We start from the raw sequence: 4,100 nt of genomic DNA on the forward strand, positions 1-4,100 counted from the left end.
GAGCAGTACGACCGGGCGCGTGGGACGTGGATGCGGATCGGGTCTCCCGGGAGCGGTTTCGCCGCCACTGGCGACCACCTGTACGGAGTCAGCGTCGATCACCACGGGGTCTTCGAGTACACCGGTGCCGACGACACCTGGAAGCAGGTCCGCGGCGCGACCGACCGCATCTTCACCAGCCGCACCACCCTCTACGCCACCGACATGACCACCGGCGACATCGAGCAGTACGACCGCGGGCGCGGCACCTGGAGTCGCATCGGTGCGTCCGGTGCCGCCTTCGTCGCCACCGACGACCACCTCTACGGCGTCAGCCCCGACCACTCCGGCGTCTACGAATACACCGGCGCCAACGGCGCCTGGACCACGATCGGAGGCCCGGTCGCTCCCTGACATCAGCCACCGGCATTGCCTGAACGCGTGAGCCGAACCGGAAGCCGATCGGCCTCCGCCCGGATCGGCGGAAGACGCCGTCGCCCGGTCCAGGCCGTGGCGCGGCTGGCGGCCACCACCCGAAGCGGTGGGTGAGTGCGGTGACAGGCGGTCAGCCAGGATGCGCGTGGCAGGCCCGCAGCCCCATGGGCGATATCGCCCGGAGTCTTCGCCGATGGCATTTCGAACTCGCGAGCGAGTGATCTGACCTGTAGTCAGAAGCCTTGAAACTGCTGGTGGATGGCCATCTACTCGCATAGACGAAGGCCTTGTGTGTGGCCCAGATCACTGGCACTCTGATACCGGGTCGGATCGCCCGACCCACCTTCCCAGAGGAGCTGAAGTGATGAAGTTCTGGCCCCGACGCCGAGATACCGAGCAGGTGCGGCGCGTTGATCTTGATGTTGACGTGAGCCGTACCTGCGCCTCGAGTGAACAAAGGAGGTGGGTCACCTTCCTCATGGCGGCTGCGTACACGACTACTGTCATCTCCGGAGCCGTCGGCACTGCGACAAAGATCGACGAACGATGCGTTGAACCGGTTCACGCAGTGCACGTGGTTGAGACTCTGTGCGAGTCACTTACCAAGGCCCGTATTTAGTTGATCATGCTGGCGATAGCCCAGGCACCCGGCTAGCAGCCCTATTTCACATCGGGCCGACCTCGCCTACAGCGAGGTCGGCACCTCACACTCCTTACCAGGCCACCCCGAGGGCCTCCTGCTGCCCGAGCTGCTCGGGGCTGAGCCTGTTCCGGCGGGCTTTCTGGTTGTTGAGCCAGGTGCCCAACGACGTCCCGTCTTCCTTGCGGGTGCGCAGGACCCGAGCGTGCCCCTCGCGCTCGACGAAGGCCGCCAACGCCGCCAGGCCCTGCTGGAACCGGCCCGCGCGGGAGACCTTCGGCCGGGCTGCGGCGGCCGCCCGCGCGGCGGCGAGCTCCTGGCCCTCCTCGATGCCGATCGCCGTCAGCAGGTCCTGCTGTTCCTGGTCCGGTGAGAGTCGATGTCGAGGGAGAGCCGGCCTGCCCGTGGGTGACGTGGTTCACCGACTGCAGCACGAAGGTGATCTGTGGGGCGGCCGGTGACCCCGCACGCGCCGTCGAGGGACGCGGTGCTGGCCGCGTTGCGTACCGCGGTCTGCCGTAACGACCCCTTCGGTCCGGCCGGCGGGCTGCCGGGGGCGCGGCGCGGGTGGACCGCGGCAAGGAGTGCCTGTGCCAGGCGGTGACCGCCGCGCTGGGCGCGTCCGCGGTCCCCGTCCACGATCTGCCGCCCTATACGCCGTACCTGAAGGGCACCGTCGAGGCGCTGAACGACGCGGTCGAGGAGATGCTCCTGGTCTCCCTGCCCGGCTACACCCACCGTGCACGCCCGGCCGGTAAGCACCGCAGCGGTGAGCGTCAGGACATCCTGGGTGCGCTGGTGGAACACCGCGCACCCCCCCGAAGGCCTCGCCGGCACTCTGACTCCGTTGCAGATGTGAAACGCCGACCCCATCCCGATCGAAGACGTCCCGGCCGAGCACCTGGCCTTCTTCACGCTGGAGGACGACGGCCGCACTCGCGTGATCACGACCAACGGGGTCAACTGGCGCAACCAGGCCTACATCGCTCCGTGGATGGTCGGCCGTACCGGCACGAAGGTCCACCTTCGCCACCTTCCGCACCACGACAGCGAGATCGAGGTCTTCAATGCCGCCACCGCCCCGCCACCTCGGCGCCGTCCATCTCGCCGAACAGGCGAACCCGGAACAGGTCCGCGCCCTGCGCGCGGCCCGCACCGTGACCACCGCGCGCCGGCACTACGCCCCGGCATGCTGCCCCCGCAGCGCGCCGACCACTACCTCAACCTCACCGACGCCCGCGTCGTCGCCACCGAAGCACTGCGCACTACCCAGGACAACATCCACGCCACCCTCGAAGCCCGCGCGATGATGATCCTCTCCGGCACCGCCGGCAACGGCAAGTCCTTCTCCGTCAACGCCGCGCTGCGCCACCTCGCACCCCACAACACCTACCGCGTCACCTTCCGCGCCCGCCCCACCCCGCGCGACATCCGCCACGAGCTCTTCCGCGCCCTCGCCCTGCCCGGCGAACCACCGGCCCGGCCGATCGAGTTCGACACCGTCCTCAAAGACGCCCTCGCCCGCGGCTTCCACGTCCTGGTCTGAGACGAAGCCCAATGGCTGTCCCGCGACATGCTGATCTGCCCCGACCCTCCTCCAGTCACCCTCGTCCTGGACCCGCACGACAACCCGCACCACATCCGCGCCGCCCTCGCCGGCCACCAACCCGGCCGGATCACCGTCCATCCCACCCCAGACACCGACTCCGGGACATCCCTGGCCCTGGACATCATCACCGCCCCAGGCAGCCCCTACCCATCACCGGCCCCCGCACAGGCGACGGCGAACGATGCTGGGCGATCGCCGTCGCCTGGATCCTCACCACCCCCATCACCCACCTGACCGTCCTACGCGCCCACCTCCTGTCCATGGCCCGCGCGGGGGAGCTACTGGCGCTGCGCTCGCGCACCAGGGTGCGCCTGCACCTGGTCTGCCAGCGCCACCGCCCCACCCCCGCGTTAAAAGGCGCTGCAGGGCGCAGACCACCGCACCGTCGAGGCCGCAGCCCTCCTGCCAGACCCCGGCTGCGCCGACGACACGCCCCGACCCCGCGTACGGCGTCCACTCGAAGGCCGCTGAATCGACCTGCCGGCCCTGACCACCTTGTGCGCCCTGGACAGCCCCCAGCGTCGCTGCCGCTGCACCCCACCCTCGACCGGTGAACGCCGCTACCACCCGCCCGCGATGCAGCCGATCACCACCGCCGAGGTCGCCCACCGCCTCCACCGCCACTGCCCATCCCGACCTCGCCACCACCGTGGCCACCGCGGTGTTCACCGCAGCCTCCGACACCCAGCTGATGACCGCCCACCCGGGCGACGTTGCCCCCGATGCCACCACGATCACCCTCCACGACCGCGACAACCTGCGCTTCGGCTGCCTCACCCACCCAGTACCGCCCTGGGCCAGGCCCCTGCTACGCGCAGCCCTCTACCTGTCCGCTCTCGCGAACGCGGCCGACCGACCCCTGTTCAGCGACCCCCACCAAGACGGACATCCACACCCGACCGCCCTCGCCGAGACCTGCAAACTCCGCCCCCCACAGCCGCCTCCACCACCCCGCAGACCCGCACCAGCACGCCACCAGCCGCACCCACCAAGCCCAAGTGGCCGATCAGCAACGCCCACTACCACTGCCCCTGCGCATACGAAGAGTTCACCGACGGCTGCCCCCGTCCACCGCACCCCATCCGGCGCAAATGACCACCGAGGCGGCGGGGTGTGTCCTGTGAGGTCCGGTCGTGATGCCACCGGGATGTTCAGAGGCTCGTGTCACCGATATGTTGATATATCGGTACTGTTCAAAGCCGGTCGGCCGGGTCGATCACGGCGACACGCCCCTGCCCGGCCCGGCCGCCGTGTTCCTCGACGCGGCGGGTGCAGGCGGGCAGGGACGGCCTGGGGGCGTGTCTCGGCGGGCTCCAGGCCCGGCCGGGTCACCGCCAGTGGAGTCCGAGTGCGGCGAGTTGGTCGAGTTGCTCCTCAGTGAGCTTGGCCCGGCGGGTCTTCGTGTTGGAGATCCAGACCCCGAGTTTCACTTCCACC

General features: G+C 69.5%; 4 protein-coding genes and 1 pseudogene. 4 read left to right on the forward strand and 1 reads right to left on the reverse strand.

Features of this window, described 5'->3' with window-relative positions:
• Window positions 1-393, forward strand: a 393-nt coding sequence (locus tag PUR71_RS14190; protein ID WP_329927330.1) for a hypothetical protein, incomplete at its 5' end; no start/stop codon positions are given.
• A gap of 734 nt (window positions 394-1,127) precedes the next feature.
• Here PUR71_RS14190 and PUR71_RS14195 read toward each other — a convergent pair.
• On the reverse strand, window positions 1,128-1,289 hold the full coding sequence (locus PUR71_RS14195) for a helicase associated domain-containing protein (RefSeq protein WP_329927331.1): 162 nt from the start codon (window positions 1,287-1,289) through the stop codon (window positions 1,128-1,130).
• Between PUR71_RS14195 and PUR71_RS14200 the strand changes: the two genes are divergently transcribed.
• The 3 genes and pseudogenes from PUR71_RS14200 (at window position 1,260) to PUR71_RS14205 (ending at window position 2,600) form a co-directional block, all read left to right on the forward strand.
• Window positions 1,260-1,427: a hypothetical protein gene (locus PUR71_RS14200; protein WP_329927332.1), complete on the forward strand. Its 168-nt coding sequence runs from the start codon at window positions 1,260-1,262 to the stop codon at window positions 1,425-1,427. The genes PUR71_RS14195 and PUR71_RS14200 overlap by 30 nt on opposite strands.
• Before the next feature lie 567 nt (window positions 1,428-1,994).
• Window positions 1,995-2,066, forward strand: a pseudogene (locus PUR71_RS41285) (hypothetical protein); the annotation flags it as partial.
• 177 nt (window positions 2,067-2,243) lie between these two features.
• Entirely contained in the window at window positions 2,244-2,600 is a 357-nt protein-coding gene (locus PUR71_RS14205) for an AAA family ATPase (RefSeq protein ID WP_329927333.1), read from the forward strand.
• Window positions 2,601-4,100: the final 1,500 nt, after the last annotated feature.

This window comes from Streptomyces sp. SP17BM10 (assembly GCF_036322405.1).
GTDB lineage: Bacteria > Actinomycetota > Actinomycetes > Streptomycetales > Streptomycetaceae > Kitasatospora.

Coding starts and splice junctions, on each gene's coding strand:
- PUR71_RS14205 (WP_329927333.1), top strand. CDS start 2,244: ATGCTGCCCCCGCAGCGCGCCGACCACTACCTCAACCTCACCGACGCC.